Annotated in this window: 17 protein-coding genes; 7 read left to right on the top strand and 10 right to left on the bottom strand. The window is 43.0% G+C overall.

Features of this window, described 5'->3' with window-relative positions; all coding sequences use genetic code 11:
• The first annotated feature begins 132 nt into the window (after positions 1-132).
• From ACN0T8_RS08650 to ACN0T8_RS08620, 7 genes are all read left to right on the top strand, one after another.
• Entirely contained in the window at positions 133-507 is a 375-nt protein-coding gene (locus tag ACN0T8_RS08650; RefSeq protein ID WP_417880228.1) for a YacL family protein, read from the top strand.
• A gap of 181 nt (positions 508-688) precedes the next feature.
• Positions 689-1,027 carry a P-II family nitrogen regulator gene (gene glnK, locus ACN0T8_RS08645; RefSeq protein ID WP_027696300.1) on the top strand — a complete coding sequence of 113 codons (339 nt, stop codon included), beginning with the start codon at positions 689-691 and terminating at the stop codon, positions 1,025-1,027.
• A gap of 26 nt (positions 1,028-1,053) precedes the next feature.
• Positions 1,054-2,271, top strand: coding sequence for an ammonium transporter (locus tag ACN0T8_RS08640; RefSeq protein WP_417880227.1), 1,218 nt, complete (start codon positions 1,054-1,056; stop codon positions 2,269-2,271).
• A gap of 170 nt (positions 2,272-2,441) precedes the next feature.
• Complete coding sequence (locus ACN0T8_RS08635; RefSeq protein ID WP_417880226.1) at positions 2,442-3,455, top strand: Fe(3+) ABC transporter substrate-binding protein; 1,014 nt, start codon at positions 2,442-2,444, stop codon at positions 3,453-3,455.
• Positions 3,456-3,536: 81 nt separating this feature from the next.
• Positions 3,537-5,177, top strand: a complete 1,641-nt coding sequence (locus tag ACN0T8_RS08630; RefSeq protein ID WP_417880225.1) for an ABC transporter permease — start codon at positions 3,537-3,539, stop codon at positions 5,175-5,177.
• Positions 5,178-6,257, top strand: coding sequence for an ABC transporter ATP-binding protein (locus ACN0T8_RS08625; RefSeq protein WP_417880224.1), 1,080 nt, complete (start codon positions 5,178-5,180; stop codon positions 6,255-6,257). It abuts the gene before it with no gap.
• A 33-nt stretch (positions 6,258-6,290) separates the two neighbouring features.
• The gene (locus ACN0T8_RS08620; protein ID WP_417880223.1) at positions 6,291-6,629 is read left to right on the top strand and encodes a HopJ type III effector protein; all 339 of its coding nucleotides are present in this window, start codon (positions 6,291-6,293) and stop codon (positions 6,627-6,629) included.
• A 249-nt stretch (positions 6,630-6,878) separates the two neighbouring features.
• Here ACN0T8_RS08620 and emrD read toward each other — a convergent pair whose 3' ends face one another.
• The 10 genes from emrD to ACN0T8_RS08570 form a co-directional block, all read right to left on the bottom strand.
• Entirely contained in the window at positions 6,879-8,084 is a 1,206-nt protein-coding gene (gene emrD / locus ACN0T8_RS08615; protein WP_417880222.1) for a multidrug efflux MFS transporter EmrD, read from the bottom strand.
• 374 nt (positions 8,085-8,458) lie between these two features.
• On the bottom strand, positions 8,459-9,871 hold the full coding sequence (locus ACN0T8_RS08610) for a phosphoglucomutase/phosphomannomutase family protein (protein WP_417880221.1): 1,413 nt from the start codon (positions 9,869-9,871) through the stop codon (positions 8,459-8,461).
• Positions 9,872-10,047: 176 nt separating this feature from the next.
• Positions 10,048-12,453: a GH36-type glycosyl hydrolase domain-containing protein gene (locus tag ACN0T8_RS08605; protein WP_417880220.1), complete on the bottom strand. Its 2,406-nt coding sequence runs from the start codon at positions 12,451-12,453 to the stop codon at positions 10,048-10,050.
• A gap of 50 nt (positions 12,454-12,503) precedes the next feature.
• Positions 12,504-14,423: a beta-N-acetylhexosaminidase gene (locus tag ACN0T8_RS08600; protein WP_417880219.1), complete on the bottom strand. Its 1,920-nt coding sequence runs from the start codon at positions 14,421-14,423 to the stop codon at positions 12,504-12,506.
• Positions 14,424-14,464: 41 nt separating this feature from the next.
• The gene (locus ACN0T8_RS08595) at positions 14,465-15,364 is read right to left on the bottom strand and encodes a BadF/BadG/BcrA/BcrD ATPase family protein (protein ID WP_417880218.1); all 900 of its coding nucleotides are present in this window, start codon (positions 15,362-15,364) and stop codon (positions 14,465-14,467) included.
• Entirely contained in the window at positions 15,357-17,120 is a 1,764-nt protein-coding gene (locus tag ACN0T8_RS08590) for a glycoside hydrolase family 9 protein (protein WP_417880217.1), read from the bottom strand. Before ACN0T8_RS08590 ends, ACN0T8_RS08595 begins: the two co-directional genes overlap by 8 nt.
• 120 nt (positions 17,121-17,240) lie before the next feature.
• Positions 17,241-18,242: an ABC transporter ATP-binding protein gene (locus ACN0T8_RS08585; RefSeq protein WP_417880216.1), complete on the bottom strand. Its 1,002-nt coding sequence runs from the start codon at positions 18,240-18,242 to the stop codon at positions 17,241-17,243.
• Positions 18,243-18,325: 83 nt separating this feature from the next.
• Positions 18,326-19,324, bottom strand: a complete 999-nt coding sequence (locus tag ACN0T8_RS08580) for an ABC transporter ATP-binding protein (protein ID WP_089124852.1) — start codon at positions 19,322-19,324, stop codon at positions 18,326-18,328.
• Between the two features lies 1 nt (position 19,325).
• A complete protein-coding gene (locus tag ACN0T8_RS08575; RefSeq protein ID WP_417880215.1) occupies positions 19,326-20,351 on the bottom strand; it encodes an ABC transporter permease in 1,026 nt (341 codons plus the stop codon).
• A 2-nt stretch (positions 20,352-20,353) separates the two neighbouring features.
• On the bottom strand, positions 20,354-21,340 hold the full coding sequence (locus tag ACN0T8_RS08570; protein ID WP_417880214.1) for an ABC transporter permease: 987 nt from the start codon (positions 21,338-21,340) through the stop codon (positions 20,354-20,356).
• Between the last annotated feature and the right edge of the window lie 127 nt (positions 21,341-21,467).

Below are 21,467 nucleotides of genomic sequence, written 5' to 3'. Positions count from 1 at the left end.
TTGACTCATTTACCAGCATTGACAAAACTTACTCACTACTCACTACTCACTACTCACTACTCACCAAGTCGCATTTCCAATCATTAGCAAGTAAACTCTCAGTATCCCCTAAAAAGAAAAAAGTGCTCCGTTATGGACTTTGAGTTTAAGAAAAATACTTTAGATGGTTGTTATCGTGTGGTGTTCTCTTCAGGACATGAAGCCATTGGTCATTGGTTAATTGAAGAAATCGGTACTAATATCACAAAGCTGGATAGTGTTTTGCAACAAATTAGTGCGCAAAGAAATATTAACCAAGAATGGTGCTTATTAGGCCAAGAGTGGAGTCTGTTTCTTGAGCAGAATGAAGTGCATATTTCTTCTAACCAGTTGTTAAGTCATGAGACCTCTATTTATGAAGAAAATAGAGAGGATGAGCTTTCGGCTTATAATGAAGAAAGTGAATCATGGTGTGGTATCGAAGACTTTGAACAAGTTTTGCATTCTTGGCGTGCATTTATCGCATAACCTTTCTTTTTCTCTTTCCTTGCTATTTTATTGTGAATTATACGCACTATTGTGGTGCGCATAATTTCCCGTCCAAATGCCATTGATTATCTATTTCTTTTAAATCAAGGTCTTACAAAGTTGGCATGCAACTTGAAAGAATTGTAAATGTTAAAGGAATGCATCATGACGAGGGAATGCAATGAAATTAATTAGTGCAATAATCAAACCGTTTAAATTAGATGATGTCCGTGAAGCGTTAGCTGATGTAGGCATTGAGGGGATGACTGTTTCTGAAGTGAAAGGCTTTGGACGTCAAAAAGGCCATACAGAGTTGTATCGTGGCGCGGAATATCAAGTGGATTTCTTACCGAAAGTGAAGGTAGAAATTGCCACTCAAAGTGACAATGTGGATCGTGTGATTGAAGCGATTATGAAAGCCGCACAAACCGGTAAAATCGGCGATGGTAAAATTTTCGTCTTTGATCTGCAGCAAGCAGTTCGTATTCGTACTGGCGAAATGGACGACGAAGCACTTTAAAGGATTAAGGGACGGAGAATTAAGATATGGAAATTGTAGAAATTAAATACGCGTTAGATACGTTTTTCTTACTGATATCTGGTGCGCTAGTCATGTGGATGGCAGCGGGTTTTGCCATGTTAGAAGCCGGTTTAGTTCGCTCGAAAAATACCACAGAAATTTTAACTAAAAACTTTGTATTGTTTGGTATTGCTTGCACCATGTTCTTATTGGTCGGTTATAACATTATGTACGTTGGTAATGCAGAAGGTGGCGTTTTCCCATCGTTTGGTGGCCTGATTGGCTCTCAAGGTGAAGGTGCTTCACACTCTTTAGAATCAGATTTTTTCTTCCAGGTAGTGTTTGTTGCGACTGCAATGTCAGTGGTATCTGGTGCGGTAGCAGAGCGTATGAAGCTGACTACTTTCTTGATCTTTAGTGTGGTGTTAACTGGCTTTATCTACCCAATTGAAGGTTACTGGACTTGGGGCGGTGGTTTCTTATCTGCTGCTGGTTTCAGTGATTTTGCTGGCTCAGGTATTGTTCACATGGCGGGTGCAGCAGCTGCATTAGCGGGTGTGTTGCTACTTGGTGCTCGTAAAGGTAAATACGGTAAGAATGGTGAAGTTCACCCAATTCAAGGTTCAAACATGCCATTAGCCACTTTAGGTACATTTATCCTTTGGTTTGGTTGGTTTGGCTTTAATGGTGGCTCTCAACTAGCGTTATCTTCAGCGGCAGATGCAACAGCAATTGGTCAAGTTTACTTAAATACCAATGCGGCTGCGGCGGCTGGTGCAGTTGCTGCTTTGATTACAGTGAAGCTGATTTGGGGTAAAGCTGATCTTACTATGATCCTTAATGGTGCCTTGGCAGGTTTAGTTGCCATTACCGCCGATCCAGCATCACCATCACCAGTAATGTCACTTGTGATTGGTGCCATTGCAGGTGTATTGGTTATCTTTAGTATCTTATTCTTAGATAAAGTGAAGATTGATGATCCAGTCGGTGCCATCTCAGTGCATGGTGTATGTGGTGTATTTGGTCTATTAATGGTTCCATTTAGTAACTCTGATGCAACGTTTGGTGCGCAAATTTACGGTGCGATAGTTATCTTTGCATGGGTATTTGGTGCTAGCTTAGTGGTTTGGAGTATCTTGAAAGCCACTATGGGTATCCGTGTTAGTGAAGAAGAAGAAATGGATGGCGTTGATATGCACGATTGTGGTGTAGCAGCTTATCCAGAGTTCACTTCAAATAAGTAATTTATCGCTAGATTAAATTATATTGTTATACTCTGTTACAAAGCCCTGCTCAATTTGAGTGGGGTTTTTTATTTTTGTGAGCTAACAATGATTGAGTTAAATTTCATTCTCCATATAATAAACCGCATTGATAATTGTTATCACTTCCATTTGATTTAAGGATGAGTTTAATGAAAAAGCTGTTATTAGCCTCTGCGGTTACCGCAACGACTTTTGCCCCTCTCGCTATGGCTGCAGAAGAAGTGAATGTTTATTCTTACCGTCAGCCGTTTCTTGTTGAGCCAATGCTCAAAGAGTTTGCTGAAGAAACGGGCATTAAAGTAAATGTGAAATTTGCTAAAGATGGCTTGGCAGAAAAACTGGTTCAAGAAGGTGAATATAGCCCTGCTGACGTAGTACTTACTGTCGATATTAGCCGTTTAGCTGAGTTGAGTGATAAAGACGTTGTTCAAGCCGTTAATAGCGATGTGATTAATGGGAATATCCCATCTCAATATCGTGATAAAGAAGGTGAGTGGTTCGGTGTAACAACGCGTTCTCGAGCCGTTTATTCATCAAAAGATCGTGTAGGCAAGCTACCGGCTTCATTTGATTATATGGATTTAGCGAAACCTGAATATAAAGGCAAGATTTGTACTCGCCCAGGTAAGCACCCTTACAATGTATCTTTAGTTTCTGCTGTGATTGCTCACCATGGCGAAGCTGAAGCTAAGCAATGGTTAGAAGGGCTTAAGTCTAATTTGGCTCGCAAACCACAAGGCAGCGATCGCGGCCAAGTTCAAGCAATCAAAGAAGGCTTATGTGATTACTCTCTAGGTAATAGTTATTATTTTGGTAAAATGCTGAATGATGAAAAGCAAAAAGCATGGGCTGAAGCAGTATACATTAACTTCCCTGGTCAAGAAGCCTTTGGTACTCATGTGAATATCAGTGGTATGGCGATGGCAAAATATGCACCTAATAAAGAGAATGCGCTCAAACTTATGGAGTTCTTATCTGGTGATGTTGCACAGAAAATGTATGCTAAAGATAACTTTGAATCTCCAGTTAAACCAGGTGTTGAGGCTTCTAAATTAGTCGCATCATGGGGTGATTATAAAGCGGATGATTTATCGCTAGATGAAATTGCTGCTCATCATGAAGCTGCGGTGAAGTTATTAGATGAAGTGAAATTTGACCTGTAATTCTAGTCAAAGTTAAGTCGAAAATGAAAGGGGGAGCTTAGGCTTCCCTTTTGTGGTTTTTATAAGCGTGAAGTGGTCGCGATGAAGGAAAAGTATTTTAATTGGAAGTTAGGAAGCTGGGCGGTGATGGGGTTACTCATCTTGCCTATTCTCGCGATTTTTTATACAGCTATCGGTGAAAGTGACGAGCTTTTTTCACATCTATTTTCTACCGTTTTACCTACCTATACTTTAAATACCTTTTTCTTAGTTGCGGGTACTATGTTGCTTGCTTTGCTGTTTGGCATTCCTAGTGCTTGGCTGATGGCAATGTGTAAGCTTCCTGGGGAAAAAATATTGCAATGGGCGCTAGTTCTTCCCTTAGCAATGCCGGGTTATATTGTGGGGTATGTTTATACCGATTGGTTTGACTTTGCTGGCCCGATTCAAATTTGGCTAAGAAATACCTTCGAATTGACTCCGCAACAATATTGGTTCCCAGATCTTCGTACTTTACCCGGGGCGATAACGATTTTAGCGTTAGTGCTTTACCCTTATGTTTATTTATTATCACGTTCAGCTTTTATGGAGCAAAGCGGTTCATTACTACAATCTGCTCGGCTCTTAAAATGTACACCTACACAAAGTTTCTTTCGTGTTTCATTGCCTTTGGCTAGGCCTGCGATTGCCGTGGGGCTTTCTCTTGTGGCAATGGAAACCTTAGGGGATTTTGGAACTGTCAATTATTTTGCTGTGAGTACGCTAACCACTGCAGTTTATGATACTTGGTTGGGGTATTCTAACCTTACGGCAGCCGCAAAAATCTCTTCCATTATGTTGTTGGTTGTCGTGTTACTGCTTAGCGCTGAACGTTATAGCAGACGCAAGCAAAAGCATTTCCAAGCTCAGTTTACTAACCATGAAGATCATCGCTATCCATTGTTTGGTTGGAAAAAATGGTTAGCACTTATATGGTGTTGGGGATTAGTGCTGGGTGGTTTTTTATTACCGATCCTTCAACTTGCTTATTATAGTCTGCATTACTTTTCAGATAGCTGGACAACCGAGTTTAAAGTTTATTCCTTGAATAGTTTAAAAGTCTCATTCAGCGTCGCGTTGGTTTGCGTAGTGATTGCACTTATTGTGAATTTTTATCATCGATTATCAGGGCAAGGCGGATATGTCTCGAAATCGGCGTTAATACCAATGCGATTATCTTCATTAGGGTATGCAGTACCGGGCACAGTGCTCGCCATTGGCATTATGGTAGCGGTATTAACGCTAGATCATAGTGTTAATGATGTGGCTAAATTTATGGATTGGGGAAGACCTGGGCTGATTTTCTCCGGTACTATGTTTGCGTTAGTGTTTGCATTGAGCGTTCGTTTTTCTGCTGTTGCTATCGGAAGTGTTGAGAGCGGTTTAGCGAAAGTGACACCAAGTTTAGATATGGCCGCTCGCACTATGGGGTGTAATTCTAGTCAGATGTTGCGTAGAGTTCATATCCCTTTAGTGATGAGAGGAACATTGATCGCGGGTTTATTAGTGTTTATCGAGTCAATGAAGGAGCTTAATGCCTCCATATTATTACGCCCTTTTAATTTTGAGACCTTGGCGACTTATGTTTATAACTATGTTTCAGACCAGCAATTAGAATTGGCAGCACTACCTGCAATCTTGTTAATTTTGGTAGGTTTACTGCCTTTAATTATTGTTAATCGTTCTTTAGAAAAGGTGCATTAAATGACCTCTCAACATCAAGCTGTAAAAGCAGAGTCTTTCGCATTAAAAATTGAAGGTTTGACGTGTCATTATCCCTCGCATACTCAACCTAAAATATCGACACCCGTTTTAGAGAACCTGAATTTATCGGTACAACAAGGCGAAATTGTTTGTTTGCTTGGCGCTAGTGGTTGTGGCAAAACCACCTTACTTAAAGCGATCGCCGGGCTGTTACCATTATCATCTGGGCAAATGAAATTAAATGATAATTTGATTGATGATGGCGAACATTGGGTCGCGCCAGAGCAACGCAATATCGGTTTGATTTTCCAAGATTACGCACTATTTCCCCATTTGACGGTTTCTGAAAATGTGGCTTTTGGGCTGCAAGACCATTCAAAATCACAACGAAGAACAATAGTCGAAAGTATGTTGGAGTTGGTTCATTTATCTGGGTTAGGTGAGCGTTATCCTCATCAGCTTTCTGGTGGACAACAGCAGCGCGTTGCGATTGCACGTTCATTGGCTTATCAGCCAGACCTTTTGTTATTGGATGAACCGTTTTCTAATATTGATACTCAAGTACGTCATGAATTGATTCGCGATATTCGCCGTATCTTTAAGCAGCAAGGAGTGACGGCAATTTTTGTGACTCACTCCCGTGAAGAAGCTTTTGCCTTTTCAGATAAAATGGCAGTGATGAATCATGGTGTTATTGAGCAATTTGGCAGTGCTGCGCAACTGTATTACCAGCCTTCGAGCAAGTTTGTGGCGAACTTTTTAGGAGGAGGTTGTTATCTACCAGCACAAAAACTGACACCGAGCCGATTTGATACGGTACTTGGTGAATTACAGGTAGTCGGTGATGATTCGATAGCGGTAGGACAAGGTTGTGAAATTTTATTAAGGCCGCAGCAAGTATTATTGCAATTGGATGAGAGTAGCGAGAATCGAGTGATTGAACAGCAGTTTATGGGCGATCATTGCCGTTATGTGGTAGATGTACAAGGCGTGCAATTACTTGGTCAATCACATCATTTACTCGAAGTAGGGGAAAAGGTGTCAGTGAGTATAGATTGTGATGGTGCTTTGGTATTCTAGTTTAAATAATTTGGTTTTAAGGAGAAAATGACAATGGAATTAACGGAATTTTTGCATCAAGTGACCACTGAGCCGCTATCGGTAGAGTTTGAGCTGACCATCGCTACGATTGATGCGAACTATAGCTTTACTCCAACCGCCTTTACCAATGGTGAGGTAGAAAATAAAGCAGGGCAAAATAATGGCTCTTGTAAGATCTTTGCCTTCGCTCAAATGCATAATTTAACGCAAGCGCAAACTCTAGCTTGTTTTGGTAAGTTCTACCGTGAAGATGTATTACAGCACCCAGAAAACGATGATCATCAAAATATTCGTAATTTTATTGAGCATGGTTGGGATGGCATAACATTCTCATCGCCAGCGCTGAATTAATTATACCAATCAAATTAATTAGGTGGGCAAAAATTGCGAAGAAAAAAGCCTTGAGAACAAGGCATAAATTTCGATAAGTAGTTGCTCTACAATCAAAATTTATAACGCAGTTATCGAGGCTTTTAACAAGCAAGAATGATCATATCATTAGTGCGATTGGTATTAGCGCGGTTAATAAAAAGCCAGATAAACTAAAGCCGCGTAGAATGATTTCTTGCGCGGCTTTTTATTGTGTTCAGGATTTAGTGATTAGAGCGTGCTACCTAATACATCTGGCGGCATCGGTGTTTTATTGACTCTATGTAGGCCGATGACTGCTAGTAATGACATCGCAAGCATTAACGTTCCTAGTGGAAGCTGGTTTTGTGCTGGTATCATTGCTGCCAATAATGTTGCCATTCCCGCGCCGAAGTTCTGTATCCCGCCTAATAGTGCTCCTGCCGTCCCTGCATGTTGAGGAAAGGGGGAGATAGCACCAGTTGTCGCTGCTGGGAATAACACACCAGCGCCTAAGAAGTAGATAGTTGCGCCACCCACTAAACTTACCGCATTGGTGAAGCCAAATACTCCCGGAATAAATATTACCAATGAGCCAATCGCAATCGCGACTAAGCCGAAGTTAAGCGCTCGTTTTTCTGAGTGTCGAGAAGCAATCCAGCTCGACATTGCCGCTCCTAACAAGTAGCCGGGAATCGGTACAATGAATAGTAAACTAACCGTGGTCGCGGCCAGCTTGAGTTTACCACCAAGTAGTACCCCTGCCGCCGCTTCAAATAATGCCACGCCAGCAAAAGTCGCGACTAGACATAGTAAGTAACCTTGGAATTGACGGTTGCCCATTACATAACGGTAGCTGGTTGCCACTGAATCATAGCGGCGTGATTCTTTTGGTAATGTTTCCGTCATGTGAGTGAACATAATAATGGTCACGCCAATGCTAAATAGAGCTAGAAACAAGTAGCTGCTGCGCCAATTAAATGCTTCCGTTAAGTAACCACCTAATAGCGGAGCCATTAATGGTGAAAACATTAGGCACATGCTGATCAGGCTATTGACCTTATGTAAGTCTTGCCCAGAAAAACAATCACGACTTAATGTTCTTGCCATCGCGCCGCCACAACCAATCCCCATACCTTGGATAAAACTTGCTACCAAGAATAAATGAAAGTTATGAGAAAATAGCGCCAAAATAGAGCCGGCAACGTAGATGACTAAGCCGACTAAAATAATAGGTCGACGACCTAAGCGATCCGATAATGGCCCATAAATAAATTGCGATAATCCATAAGGGATTAAATAGCAGGCCATCACCGCTTGCATTGAGGCTGCAGATACATGAAATTCATGTGCCATGTAACCCATTGATGGTACATACATGGTTTGCGTCATTTGGCCAACAGCCGCCAAAATGGCGATTAAGAAGGTTAGTTTGATTAAACTAAAAGGTGCAGACATGCATCTTCTCCACGATAAATTTAAGTAAGGGAAACGGCCAAATAATTGCCCCTGAATTTGACGTGGATATTAGAACTTAATGATTTCTTCAGCAATAAAAATATGAGTATCTTCACAAGAAGAAAATCAATGTTATGGATTAGTTTTTATAATGGTAATCGAGGCTAGGTCGCTTCGCTGCTAGGTCGCTTCGCTTATTCGAAATAATGAATGCTTTTGCTTTTGCTTTTATCTTTTTCGAGCAACGAGCAACGAGCAACGAGCAACGAGCAGCATAGCGCCCGAGAGTCGAGAAACGAAAAAAGAGATCGCAGCTTTCACCGCGATCTCTTCCAAACCTAGGGACTAGGAACTCGCACCTAGTAACCCTATACCTATAACGCTAAAAACGCTTTCATTTGGGCAACAACACTTTCCGCGGTTTGTTTATCTTCCATTTCCGAAAAAATACGCAGTAGTGGTTCAGTACCAGAGAAGCGGGCGATCACCCAACCGCCATTTTTAAAGTACACTTTCGCGCCATCGTCATAGCTGACTTTTTCGACTTCATATTTAAACTCTGGAAGTAATTTATCAACGTAGATCTTGTTGTACAGCACTTCTTTTTGCGCAGGTTTAAAGGTGCAGTCACCTTCAGCGGTGTAGGCATAACCGTAGCGAGCATAGATTTCATCTAGCATTTCCGACAACTTCTTACCGGTGACACTGATAAGCTCAACTAATAGGCTTGAGGCAAATACACCATCTTTACCTTTGATATGGCCACGAATGGTTAAACCACCAGAGCTTTCACCACCAATCAGTGAGTCATCCGCTTCCATTTGGCTACTAATGTGTTTAAAGCCTACAGGTACTTCAAAGCTTTTTTCACCGTGATCAGCGGCGATTTTATCGAGTAGATGAGTAGTAGCAATGTTACGTACTACCGAGCCTTTCCAGCCTTTGTATTCCAGTAAGTAGTAGTACAACAGCATTAACACTTCATTTGGGTGGATGAAGTTACCTTTTTCATCAATAATACCTAGGCGATCCGCATCACCATCCGTACCAATGCCGATGTCGTAACCTTCTGCTGCCACTAAGTGCTTAAGGCGGTATAGCGTTGCCGCACTAGGGGAAGGCATTAGACCACCAAAGGATGGGTTTTCACCATCGTTGATCACGTCCACATCACAGCGGCCATTGATCAAGACGGTTTGCAGAGCATTCTTTGCCACCCCAAACATAGGATCGATCAGTACGCGTAAATTAGCTTTTTTGATCGCTTCGATATCAATAAAGTTGATCACAGAATCCACAAAGTCGTTCATTGGGTTGATGATTGCAATTCGGCCTGATTCAAGCGCGTCTTCAAAATCGATTCGTTTAACATCGCGATCATTGAGTACCGCAATTTGCGCTTCGATCTTTTGGGTGATCACTTCATCGGCGTCACGACCACCTTCAATAAACACCTTGATGCCGTTGTAGTCGGCAGGGTTATGCGAGGCGGTAATACAAGCTGAATAAGTACAGCCCATTTTATTGCTTTGAAACATCACGATTGGCGTGGGTACAAAGCGATTGATAAAGCTAACCGTAATACCATTAGCAGCTAAAACTTCGGCAAACCAAAGGGCAGCTTTATCAGATAAAAAGCGGCGGTCATAACCAATCACGAAGCCATTATCTACAACACTTTCTTTTTGCATGATATTAGCGACAGCTTGAGCAACCATTCGCACGTTGGCTTGGGTGAATTCCTCACCGATAAAGGCGCGCCAACCGCCGGTTCCAAATTTGATCATTTTGATGTCCTTATAAAAGAGCCGAAAAGAACGGATACTCGTTTCTCGTGGCTCGACTAATTTTGCTTTGAAAATTCCATTCTTTTAAGTTTTCTTCGAGACCCGAGACCCGAGACCCGAGACCCGAGACCCGAGACCCGAGACCCGAGACCCGAGACCCGAGACCCGAGACCCGACTATCCCATCACCACCACAACTTCATTAACACTACCTGTTGCTTGAGCAGGAATTACACCGTCAATCGTTTCGCCATTTAGCGTGATAGATTTGACGCCTTTGCTAACGCTGTTAGGGTTTTCTACTTTGATGTTGAAAGTCGCATCACGCCATTGGCGAGTGACTTCAAAGCCTGGCCAGTTAGTTGGAATACAAGGATCAATATTCAAACCATCAAAGCCTAGACGTACGCCAAGGATAAAGTTGGTGACCGCGAAGTAAGCCCAACCTGAAGTACCCGTTAACCATGGGTGGTTGGCACGGCCGTGATCTTGGTGATCGCGGCCCATCACAAATTGTACGTAGGAGTAAGGTTCAGCAATGCGCTTTTCAATCATGTCGTTTTGATTGTATGGGTTTAGCGCATCATAGAATTTCATCGCTTTATCACCACGGCCAAGTTTAGCTTCTGCTACCCATGCCCAAGGGTTTGGATGCGAGAAGATCGCGCCGTTTTCTTTTACTCCTTGATAAACTCGAGTAACAAAACCGATGTCATCGTTTGGCGTTGCGAATGAAGGTGAATTGAGGTGCAGGCCATACGGAGAGTACAAATGCTCATCTACTGAGTTCATGGCAATTTCGCCACGTTCTTGTGAAACCGCGCCAGATAATACCGCTAATGTATTGGATTCAAGATGGATCTTACCTTCGGTTTGTTGTGCCGTGCCGATCTTGTCGCCATCTTTGGTTAGGCCACGGATATACCAGCCGCCTTCTTCATCCCACAGGTGAGTTTCACATGCCTGACGAACGCCTTCTGCCATAGTGGTGTACTTGTCGACATCTTCCATTTTGCCAAGGTATTTGGCCAGATCGATAAATTCTTGTAGTGCCCAGTAGTGTAAGAAAGACACCATTGATGACTCACCGCCACCTAGGTTTAAGCAGTCGTTCCAGTCAGCGCGTAGACCTTTACAAATACCAGTATTACCTACGTATTCTGCGGAGAAATCGAGGGCCGCTTTCATGTGATCATACACAGAAGCATTGCCGCCATCGGCATAAGGGATTTGCTCATCAAAGAAGGATTCTTCACCAGTCTCCATGACATATTTACAAATGGTTGGAACGAGCCATAAGTGATCGTCTGAACAGGTATCTTCAATACCGTGGATCTTATCTTCATCACTTGGCGTTGGAACAACGGTTGGTGATTTCGATGGTTTGACGTCGGCTTTTTCAGGATCAAACCAGTCAGGATCAAACAAGTGCAGACCATAACCCGCTTTGACTTGGCCACGGAGTAGATCGACTAAGCGCTTGCGAGTCATTGCTGGGTTAGAATGAGGTACTGAAATCGCATCTTGCGCGGTATCACGGTAACCAAGGCCAGTACGACCACCGACCTCAATAAAGGAAGCAAAGCGCGACCACACCACACAGGTTTCAGCTTGGTAAAGTGTCCATGCGTTAATCATGGTATCTAAGCCTTCATTGGGTGATTTTACTTGGAACTTGGCACAACGTTCATCCCAATGCGCTTTAATGCCCGAAAATGCAGCATCAACGTTAGCGAGATCTTGGTATTTAGCGCGTAGTTTTTCGCCATTATTTTTACCGATACCTAGGATGAAAGCAAAACGTACTTCTTCACCAGGCTGGATAACAAATTGCTTATGTAGAGAGCCGCAATGGTTATAACAAGTTTGCGCTGAGTTAGAGCATTTACCTTGCTCAACCGCGATCGGGTTAGCTTCATCACGGTATAATCCTAAGAAGCTATCGCGTTGGCCGTCGTAAGAGTCTGGATCAAAGGTAGAGGCTAGGTAATAGAAACCTTCATAGTCATTGGTGTTGTAGTAAAGATCATATTCGATCACACCTTCACGGTAAGCGGTGCCTGCTGAATACAAAGACATTTGGTGGTTCTGATTATCCGATTGAATATGGCTAAATGAGAACTCAACAAATGAGAAAGCACTGATGGTACGTGGTTTATCTGAAGTGTTTTTAATTACGACATCCCACACTTCCGCATCTTCTCCTTTCGGAATAAACAGAGTTTTAGTCGCGGTGATGCCGTTGTATTCACACTTGAATTTTGAGTAAGACAAGCCGTGGCGAACTTCATAGTTGGCTTCATCTAGGCTCTTTGCCACTGGCTGCCATGAAATTGACCAGTAATCACCGGTTTCATCATCACGTAAATAAACGTAGTGTCCTGGGCGATCAAAGCTGGCATTAGGACGGAATTTGGTTACACGGTTATATTCTGGTGAGTTATAAAAAGAGTAGCCACCAGCATTGTGAGAGATCACCGTACAGAACTTTTCAGTTCCTAGGTAGTTGGTCCATGGCGCAGGTACATCAGGGCGAGTGATGACATATTCACGATTGTCGTTATCGAAAAAACCGTATTTCATAATGTAGTCCTTACTAAAAAATAAACCTTGGAAATGATCTTTTATGCGTTTTATTGCCAAGGGCGAAAATGGATACCTTGGTGTGTCAAAGTGGGTAAATGCCCATTGAGACGCGCTAAAAAATCTTCCCAGTTGCGGTGTTTCTTGTTTGTCCAACACGCCTCTGATAAAGCAAGAAGGCGAGGGAAAAGCATGTGATCAATGCGATCTTGGCTGTCGACGATTTCGCACCAAAGGCCACATTGAATTCCAAAGATATGTTGACGACGAGGATCGTCCTCAGCTAATTCTGATAAAGGTTCGTAACGATAGGATTTTTCTAAAGGGGTAACACCAGCCCAGTTAACTCCAAGTTCTTCGCAGTTATAGTCTTGAACGATATCTAGGTAGGTAAACTGCGCCGGTTGTAAGATCACATCAAAGCCAGTACCTGCACATTCAACCGCCGCTTTTTCACTTTGCCATGAGCAAACAATGGTGTTTTTGCTGACTTTATCGCCGTGCTGCACTTCTTCCCAGCCAATCATTCGTTTGCCTAACGATTGCAGTTTATTTTCTGCATGGCGTAACAAATGTCCCTGTAGCTCTTTAGCATTAGAGTAGCCGTGCTGTTGCATTAACGCTTGGCATTTAGAGCTTTCAGTCCAAACGCCTTCTGGAACTTCGTCAGCACCAATATGAACTAAAGGCGCAGGGAATAGTTGCGCAACTTCTTCGAGCACGGTGTCGATAAAGGTGTAAGTACCTTCAAGCGCCGGAGAGAGAATATTGTCGGTATAGTATTGAATGCTGCGATATTGCGATTGATCATCGGGATCAACCAGCAGTTCAGGTAATGATTTAATCGCTGCGCGACAGTGGCCCGGAATATCAATTTCAGGGAGCACGATAATGTTACGCTCGGCTGCGTATTGAACTATTTCACGGATCTCTTGTTGCGAATAAAACCCGCCATGCTTACCTGATAGATTGGAATATTGCGGATCGATTGGGGTATCAATACCGCGCCATGCGCCAATGTCGGTTAATTGTGGAAAGGCTTTAATTTCAATACGCCAACCTTCATCATCGGTTAAATGCCAGTGAAAAACGTTGAATTTTAATTGTGCTAATTGGTTTATTAAGCGCTTAACCGTATCGACACCATGGAAGTGGCGAGCACAGTCTAGCATCATGCCGCGGTGAGAAAATCGCGGTTTATCTTCAATTAATACACAAGGTAATGATGACTGATTATTATGAACCTGATGGCTTACCCATTGCCAAAGTGAGACGCATCCATGCATAAATCCACTGGATGAATTGGCTTCTAAAATAATTTGTTTTGGCTGAATTTCTAACTTGTATTCACCATCTGTTAAATTAGGTGACACCACAAAACATAAGTTACCTTGATTACTCATCTTGATGGTGGAATCTAAAACTTGGCTCAGCTCTCCTGCAAGCCATGTTAAGGCACTTTTTGCTTGATTGGTGTGTGATTGAAAGACCAAGCTTTGGCTTAAATCAAACTGACCGTCCATAGGCTTTAAGCTTTGTGGTTGAGGAATGATGCCTTGATAGTTGGCGGCAATGGTTGGTAGTGACGTTCGTTGTTTGCTGGCCGACTTTAAGGCGACAGGAGTGAGCGCTACCGCCAAAGATTGCGGTTTATTTGAAATGTTAGTTTGGAGAAACGCATCATCAAAACCATCATCAAGCAATTGAAAAGGCGAGGTATGGCAACCAAACTCCACATAATAATGCGCATTGGCGGCTAAGGTATGATGTTGGTTTGGCACAAAGCGGCAAAAGCTACCGGTTTGAGTGATGCTACCTTGCGTTAAGCTAGTCGGTTGAATATAACGGCGGAAGCTGACATTTAATGCCCAGTCATGTAGATCGTTATCACTTAGGTTATGAAGTGTTAAACCAAAACGTGAGTAATTTTCTTGTTCTTCAAGAACAGCAAGGTCAATTCGATAGTCCATTTTTGCACCTTTTGAGGCGTAATCTATTGTCATTTTATTTATCAACTAAGAACGCTGTTTAACGTATTAAATAAGTTGTGTTTAGGTTGGCGAGCCATCATTAGAGCGCCTTCCATTGCATCGCTTTTGGCTGGAACTAAATAGGTTTTGATTGCTGCAGAAAGCCAAGGTTGAATACGTTCGGCAATACCGCCCATTAAGGCAATCTGTTTTGCGCCTTTGTCTACTAGTGCGTTGAGGTACATTTCAATATCTTGCGCAGTTTGAGTGAGCAAGCTTGCGGCAAATTCATCACCTTGATTAGCACAGGCAAAAATTTGCGGTGAGAACTGGCCGTAATCACATGGACGAGCGGTTTTAGACCAAGTGACGATGGCATCAATATCATGATCAAAATGACTCATAACAACCTCTGTGATTGGGCTAGCAGGGTAGATGCCATCTTGAACCAGTAGGCTGTGTTGAATTAGCCTAAGCCCCATAATCGCACCCCCTCCTAAATCAGAGATTGGAAATTCACGGCCACCGACCACATGTTGCTTACCTTGAGCTAATAAAATGCCGCAAGATCCGGTGCCGGCAATCATGATTGCGCCATCTTCTCCTTGATGTGCTCCTAGGCAAGCGCCATAAGCATCGGTATTGAGTACCACGCTAGCAAAAGGATGTGGCAGCGACATAAATTGCTGCCAGGCGCTTTCTTGTTCAGCTGCCGCTAGAGCAAGCCCTAGATGCATACGAGAGAAGTCTTGTTGGGATAAACCAGCTTGTTGAGCGGCCTGATTGATTGCTTCAATGATGGAATCCATGGCAACCTCAACACCTAACAAGATATTGGCGCTACCGCTTTTGCCTTCACCGAGTAATACTCCATGGCTATCACGAATTCGTGCGCGACATGAGGTGCCGCCACCATCGATACCGACCAATAAATCACTCATGCTTGGTCTCCACTGCTGGTTCTGTCACCGCATATTGTTGCGAGATGATCGCCAATAAATACCATGCGCCATGTGGGATCCATTGCTCACCCCAACGCCAGTTTTGCAGCATGTCATCTTTTTGTGGTTCAGGATTGAATGCGATATCAGCTTCATCATCAAAACCTGCGGTGATGCCATTGCACACGCCACCTTTGGCATTAAAAAAGCCAAGCTCTGGTAGGTAGTCAGGGTTATTGTGACCATGTCCATCAAGCATACACATATCGTATGGGTTCAAGCCTAAAATCCAATCGAGTGCGGATTGAGCGTAGCTTTGTAATTGGCTTTTCAATTGTGGATCTTGCAGATAAGGCTGCACCAAATTAGCCATGGCCGAAAGTGAACCAAGTCGTGCATTTTCACCTTGCCACCAATAGCCAGATTCATTGTTATGCGCAATAAAAAAGGCATCACGTTTGTCACTATCAACGGCTTTCACATATTGGCGAGGGTAGCCAAATGGATTCGCTACTTGCTGGCTAATGGTGAGCTCAAAGCGCACCGCATTTTCAATTACCGATAAAGTGGTTTGACGTAGTTCTTGATCGCTTTCAATCGCTAAGTATTCAGTGAGAGCAATCGTCGGCAGTCCGGCTTCTGCAGAATGAAAGTAAGGTCTTGAGCCATCTTGGTTAGCAGACCAAAAATGCTCGAAGTTCTCATCAGAGGTTTGACGCAACATTAATGCTTGCGACCAGAGACGCGCTTCCGATAAATAAAATGTATCTTGAGTACTACGATATAGCTCAACACTGGCGAGTAGGGCACAATATTCATCAATAATGTTTTCAACGCCATCGTTGAGGTATTGGGTATTGTGCTCAATCAAATGCTGGTAGCCTTTGATTGCACAATCTAGGTAGGTTTGCTGACTGTATTCACCGCTTTCTTCTAATTGAGATGCTGCTGCTAATGCTGCAATCGCGATGCCGCCACCTTGACGAAATCCCGCTTGGTAATCACTGCCTTTATGGCCATCTTGCGTTTCATAGGCGCAAATTTCACGTTGGGCAGTATCTTTACTCCACTTATCAAAAACAGTCATATAGAAGAAGCCTTGTGGGCTTTGCATGCGAACTAAAAAGTCTGCGCCAAATAATGCTTCTTCGATTAAACGAACTTGGGAAAATTTTGCAAAGTTATCGTGATCTTTTGCAAGATTTAACCCTTTCAGCATATTCCACACTACCATTGGGATTTGCTGAGGGTTTAAATAATTAGCATAAGAAAGGTGGCTTAAATATTTGCTGACATCGCCAGAGGCGTCATACCAACCGCCATGTACATCGACGGTTTGCGGTTCTGATTGATCTGAGCTCAATATTGGCGCGTTGCGATCTTGCTTATCATACTTTCCACCGCAGCGCTGAGATTTAAAGTAGTGAAGGAGATCCGAAAAAGTACGCTGCATTAAAAGATCATTTTTGATCTCAAAGTTGTGAGATTGAATAGCGTCAATAGAAAGGCAATAGCGGCCGACTTTTGAAAACGTTGTAAAGTCAATTTGAGCAAAATCGCCATGATGCCAATGATCAACTTTCCCCACGAAAGTGACTGGAAATTCGTCCTCTACTTGCTGACTATCTATATTGATTAATTGAGCAATGAGAGGGCGATCTTGTGTATTGATTGTTGTATTAAAATCTGAGGCAAGTACTACCGCATTTTTGCTGCTAAAGCATGAATAACCAATATGGTTAGTGAGAATTTGCATATCTGCTTCAAGCCTCCTGCCTATAGCCCTGGGTTGTAAAGGCATAGACAACGTTCAAATAGTTTGTTGGCATACCAACCTGAGTAAAGAGGTCAGATTGGTATACGGGTAAATCGAGGATTAATCCTCAAATAGGTAACAGCGAACAAAGTGGTTTTCTGCCAACTGAGTGACGCTTGGCATTTTCTCGCGACACTTGTCGGTCGCGTGTAAACAACGTCCGGCAAATGGGCAGCCAAGGGAATCTGGCGTCCAAAGAGGAATTTCCCCTTTATTACCTTTCAGCTTTTCATGGATCGATTTTTTAGGATCCGGAACCGCAGAAACTAACAGTTGAGTATAAGGGTGCTGAGGATCATGAATGATTTCATCGGTATCCCCCCATTCCACCATGTGGCCGACATACATCACCGACAGATCTTCAGCAATATAACGAGCAGTGGCGATATCGTGAGTGATATAGAGAAGTGACATTTGCTTATCAAACTTCATTTCTTCCATCAGGTTAAGCACCCCTGCGCGGATAGAAACATCGAGCATAGACGTTGGCTCATCGGCCAACACAACCTCGGCACCCACTGCGATATTGCGTGCTAAGTTAACTCGTTGACGTTGACCACCCGAAAGTTGGTGGGGAAATTTTTCTGCCGTTTCTTTTGGCGGGTTAAGACCGACTTGCTCTAGCAGTTCATAGACCCTTTCTTGCAACTCTTTCTTATTGCTGCTTTTCACTTTTTTATGAATAATCAGTGGGCGCGCAATGTGGTGAAAGATATTGTGAGTCGGGTTTAATGAGCCAAATGGGTCTTGCCATACCATCTGTACGCCTTCACGATAATGCATGAGATCTTGGCGTTTAGTAATATCGAGAATATCGCGCCCTTTATATTCAATTGTACCGGCAGTTGGAGCGTACATTTTGGCAATCATTTTGGCTGTGGTGGATTTACCTGAACCGGATTCGCCCACTACCGCTAAACCACGGCTTTTGTACATTTTAAATGACACGTCATTAATGGCACGCATCATAGGTTGTTTTAATGAATTACTGGTGATCGGGAAGTCTTTAACTAAGTTCTTCCCTTCAATGAGTAATTTTCCGTATTTATCTGATGAGCTCATAATTGTCTCCAGCTTCTCGCTAATTCTTGTTTTACTGGCCGTTAGTGACGACTAAACGAAATGTTGATTTCTATCTCGTTTAATTAAACTTTCGCCTGAACAATCGGCTCACCATATAAATGGCAGTTTGATAATCGACCTGGTTCTATTTGACGTAATTGAGTTGGAACATGACGACAAGTGTCATGAACACGCTCACAACGCGCTTGGAAACGACAACCTTCAGGGATTTCTAACAGATTAAGAGGGTTACCAGGAATGCCGGTTAACTTAGTCTTAGGCCCAGTTAATGGTGGGAAAGATGATCCCAACCCTTTGGTGTAAGGGTGATACGGTGATTCTAAAATCTCTTTAGAAGGCGCAACCTCAATTAATTCACCTGAGTACATAATCCCAATGCGATCTGAGAACTCAACCATCAGCGATAAGTCATGGGTAATAAATAAGATTGAGAAACCAAATTCTTCTTTTAACGCATAGATTTTCTGTAAGATTTCACGTTGAACTACAACATCCAGTGCAGTTGTTGGTTCATCCATGATGATCATTTTAGGGTTAAGTGCTAATGCAATCGCAATCACTAATCGTTGACGCATACCACCAGAGAATTGGTGAGGGTAGTCACCTAGACGATCTGGGTGAATATCAACAATTTCGAGTAGACCAGCAGCACGCTTACGAGCTTGATCACGAGTCATATTGGTATGACGCATAATCACATCGCAAAACTGCTCTTCCATTGGTAGTACAGGGTTTAATGCATTCATGGCACTTTGGAATACCATTGACATCTCACTCCAACGGAAGCTCTGAATGCGTTGCTCGCTGTACTTCAGGATGTTTTCACCGTTAAAGATCACTTCACCACCGGTAATAAATGCTGGCGGCTTATGTAGGCGCATTAGTGAGAAAGCCACGGTGGATTTACCACAGCCTGATTCTCCTGCTAGACCAAAGACTTCACCCGGTGCGATATCAAAGCTTACGTTATTTACCGCACGGACATCGCCAGCATCAGTGATGTAGTCAACACATAAATTGCGAATCGAAATCAGCGGTTCTTGTTTATTAGTCGTCGTCATATTATTTATCTCCGCTCCAAACTGCATTTTGTGGTGGCAACTCAGGCTCACGTGCTTTTTGGTCTTGTTCTGCAATCTTCTTCCAACGCTTCATTCCTTTGTGTGAACGAAGTTGCGGGTTCGCTACTTCATCAACCGCGAAGTTAAGCATTGCCAAACCAACCGCTAAGGTAGTCAATGCTAAACATGGGGTAATTAATTCCCACCAAGCACCGACTAGGATGGCTGAAGAGGTTTGTACGTTATAGAGCATGATGCCCCAGCTGATGGTGCTTGGATCGCCAAGACCTAAGAATGAAATGGTGGCTTCCATCATGATGGCGTACATCACAGAACCGATGAAGCTAGCCCCTACAATAGAAATTAGGTTAGGTAGAATTTCCACGAAAATGATTCGGAATGAAGATTCGCCTAATACTTCTGCCGCTTTTACAAACTCTTTTTCACGTAGTGCTAAGGTTTGAGAACGAATAACCCTTGCGCCCCAAGCCCAGGAAGTACAACCGATAATCAATGCAATTGTCAGTGGACCGGCCTCACCGATAAAGGCAGCCAGAACGAATAGGAGTGGGTATTGTGGAATAACTAACATGATATTCATGGAGGCGGTTAAAATATCATCAATCTTACCACCAAAGTAACCAGCCGAAACCCCGATAATGGTTGCCAGGAAACATACCACTAAGCCCGCGCCAAAACCCACACCCAGAGATACACGAGCTCCGTATGCAAGCTGAGACCAAACATCACGTCCCATACGAGTTGTCCCTAAAACATGGTCTTCTTTCTTTGACATGATCATAGTGCGGCGATCATTTGCTAAGTTTTGTGCAACCCATCCATCAGGACTTTGTTTTGCCATGTGAGTAACTAAACTTGGGTATTCGTGTGGATTACCAGTACGACGGTCTGGTTCATGCTTGGTAATTAATGGGGCAAATAGAGCCATTAAGATGAAAACCATTAGGATAACCACGCCAAACATAGCTTTTGAGTTACCTGAAAGTAATTTAATGAGAGCTTTCATGATTATTTGCCTCCCTTACGTAGGCGAGGGTCTAGTACGACATACAACATGTCTGCGAGTAAGTTAAAGAACAGCATGAATAACGTCATGATAAGAAGCTGCCCTTGAAGAACTTGGTAGTCTCGAGCGTTGATTGCGTTGAATAAGACTGAGCCAAGGCCCGGGTAGTTAAAGATGATTTCAACAATAAGCTGACCACCAATTGCCATGCCGAGTGACATAGAAAGTGCTGTCACACTTGGTAGCATGGCATTACGTGCAGCGTAGTTAAAGACCACGCGGTTTTCGTTAAGGCCCTTGCCTTTCGCCATGGTGATGTAGTCTTCATTAAGAAGGTTAATCATGTTGTTACGCATGTTAATCAGAAAGCCGCCAATCTGTACAATGGATGCACAAAATAGAGGTAAAACAGCATGCCAAAGTACATCTTTAATAAATATCCAGCTTGTCCAATCAGGAATATTACCTGCGGTATAGGCATAACCCGTTGGGAACCAACGTAAACCAACCGCAAAGACGAACATCGCGAGCATGGCGATAACCACTTGTGGAACCGCTTGGATGACTAACATTCCTGGTGAAATAAAGGCATCATATTTACTACCACGTTTCCACGCTGCAAAAATACCCAGAATTGAACCGATAGAGAATGAGAAGATAACCGCAGTACCTGCTAGAAATAGTGACCAACCAAATGCACCACCAAGTAGTTTTTCTACTGACAGAGGATAAAACTGGATAGAAATACCTAAATTCCAGCTTAAAATGTTTTTTATGTAGACAAAATATTGCGCGATAATACCGCCATCAACAAAGCCTAAAAGCTCTTTCATTGCAGCGATACGTTCTGGCGTGACTTGAACAGTGGCATTCGCAAACATCATGGTCACTGGGTCGCCTGGCATGGCACGTGGAATCGCAAAATTAATCGTGGCAGCCACGACCAGCGCGATAAAATAAAATCCTAAACGTTTTAAGAAAAATCCCATAACTTACACCTTAACTTTCCCAGATTTTTTGGCCTGACTCTGGTTTCAGGCAGTCTATTTCAGACAAAGAAATCCCCTGACGCCGAGCGCCATACATTTTTGTATCAAGAGAGGAAGTTTAAAGACG

It is taken from the genome of Vibrio sp. (assembly GCF_048266485.1).
Lineage (GTDB): Bacteria > Pseudomonadota > Gammaproteobacteria > Enterobacterales > Vibrionaceae > Vibrio.
The sequence above is the reverse complement of the archived record's forward strand: the minus strand, read 5'-3'. Positions and strand labels throughout refer to the sequence as shown.